We start from the raw sequence: 1,484 nt of genomic DNA, 5'->3' as shown, positions 1-1,484 counted from the left end.
CTCGTCCCACAACTTCAGCTCTGTCCGGTCCTCAACCTGGACAGAACACCTCAAGCCGGAACAACGCCGGGGCCGTGCATGGTGCCCTGGGTGTATGGACTAATCGGCGAATACGAACGGCTGCGCGAATGCGCACCCCGTGCGGCTGGGCTGTGGTTGTTGCTGCTGTTGATCGGCATGCTCGGCAGCATCACCTTCGGAATGCAGGGCTTCTTCGAAGAGGTCTTCGGCATGGTTGATCGGACAGCCCTGGATCAGCTCGAGGACTACCCACCGCAAAGCCTTTTCGTGCTATGGCTACCAGGGCCGACCTTCCCGTTGTCTCTACTGGTATTCGGCATACTACTCGGTTGGACCCGACTTTCCCAGCGGTGGGTCGCTGCCCTGATCTGCCTCGCCGCTATCGCTTTTCCGGTGGGCCGAGTTCTCCGTCTCGAATGGGTTGCCTACCTCGTTGACCTCCTGGTAATTGTTCCGTTCTCCCAACTCGCTTGGTGCGCTTGGCGTCGGGCGGGAACCGCACCTACAACGAGCTAGTGCCTCGTCTTTGAACGTTGATCGTGTAATCCGTCGGTTCAGTGGACTCGTCGGGCAGGCTGTCTCTCATCGTTCAGGGTGGGAGGTGGTGGCCGGTGGGCAGACGGCCGGAGGTGTTCGTCCGGCAGGTGTCGATGGCTGAGGGGAGCGGTTGCAGCGGATCACCCGGACCGCGAGGGACCCGGTGAAACTGCGTCGGGCGATCGTGGTGCTGATGTCCGCCCAAGGCCAGCCGGCCCCGGACATCGCTCACCTACTCAAGACCAGCGAGGACTACGTGCGGGACGTGATCCACGCGTTCAACGAGCGGGGGTTCGACGCGTTGGACCCAAAATGGAGCGGGGGCGCACCGAGACGGATCGATGAGCAGACCCGGGACTGGATCTGTGTCATCGCCCGGTGCGACCCCCGTTTCCTCGGCCGACCGTTCTCCTGCTGGTCGCTTGCGAAGCTGCGCGACTACCTGATCGAGGCCGGCTACGTGGCGACGATCAGCGTCGAGACCGTTCGGCGGGTCCTGCATGAGCGTGGGGTGTCGTGGCAGGCCACCAAGACCTGGAAGGCCAGCACTGACCCCGACTTCACGGCCAAGATGCGCCGGATCCTGGACCTCTACGACCACCCGCCGGCAGACGGGCGGGTGCTCTGCGTTGACGAGTTCGGGCCGTTGAACCTGCAACCCCGCCCCGGCCGCGCCTGGCGATCCCGGCTCTTCGAAGTTAAGCGGGGTTGAGGTGTCCGCGGTGGCGTCGGGTGGTGGCGGTGCGGGTGCGTAGGCGTTGGTTTTCGGGGTTTCGGAAGCCGTAGGCGTCGCGGGCGACGGTCTTGATAACCCGGTTGGTTCCTTCGGAGCCGGCGTTGGTGATCCCGGTCCCGGGTTCGACGTAATTCGGGGACCTGGAGAGCTGAAATTTTGGTTCTGACCTGGGCGGAGATGGGTGGGACCG

At 63.9% G+C, this 1,484-nt stretch carries 2 protein-coding genes and 1 pseudogene; 2 read left to right on the top strand and 1 reads right to left on the bottom strand.

Features of this window, described 5'->3' with window-relative positions:
* Positions 1–537: hypothetical protein (locus AC1WTP_RS34370; protein WP_481653370.1), on the top strand; the 537-nt coding region annotated here is incomplete at its 5' end.
* Positions 538–751: 214 nt separating this feature from the next.
* The gene (locus tag AC1WTP_RS34365; protein ID WP_481653369.1) at positions 752–1,270 is read left to right on the top strand and encodes an IS630 family transposase; all 519 of its coding nucleotides are present in this window, start codon (positions 752–754) and stop codon (positions 1,268–1,270) included.
* On the opposite strand, the pseudogene AC1WTP_RS34360 reads toward AC1WTP_RS34365, so the two are convergent.
* Positions 1,257–1,409, bottom strand: a pseudogene (locus AC1WTP_RS34360) (transposase); the annotation flags it as partial. The gene AC1WTP_RS34365 and the pseudogene AC1WTP_RS34360 overlap by 14 nt on opposite strands.
* Positions 1,410–1,484: the final 75 nt, after the last annotated feature.

The sequence above is a fragment of the Micromonospora sp. R311 genome (assembly GCF_056780015.1).
The sequence above is the reverse complement of the archived record's forward strand: the minus strand, read 5'-3'. Positions and strand labels throughout refer to the sequence as shown.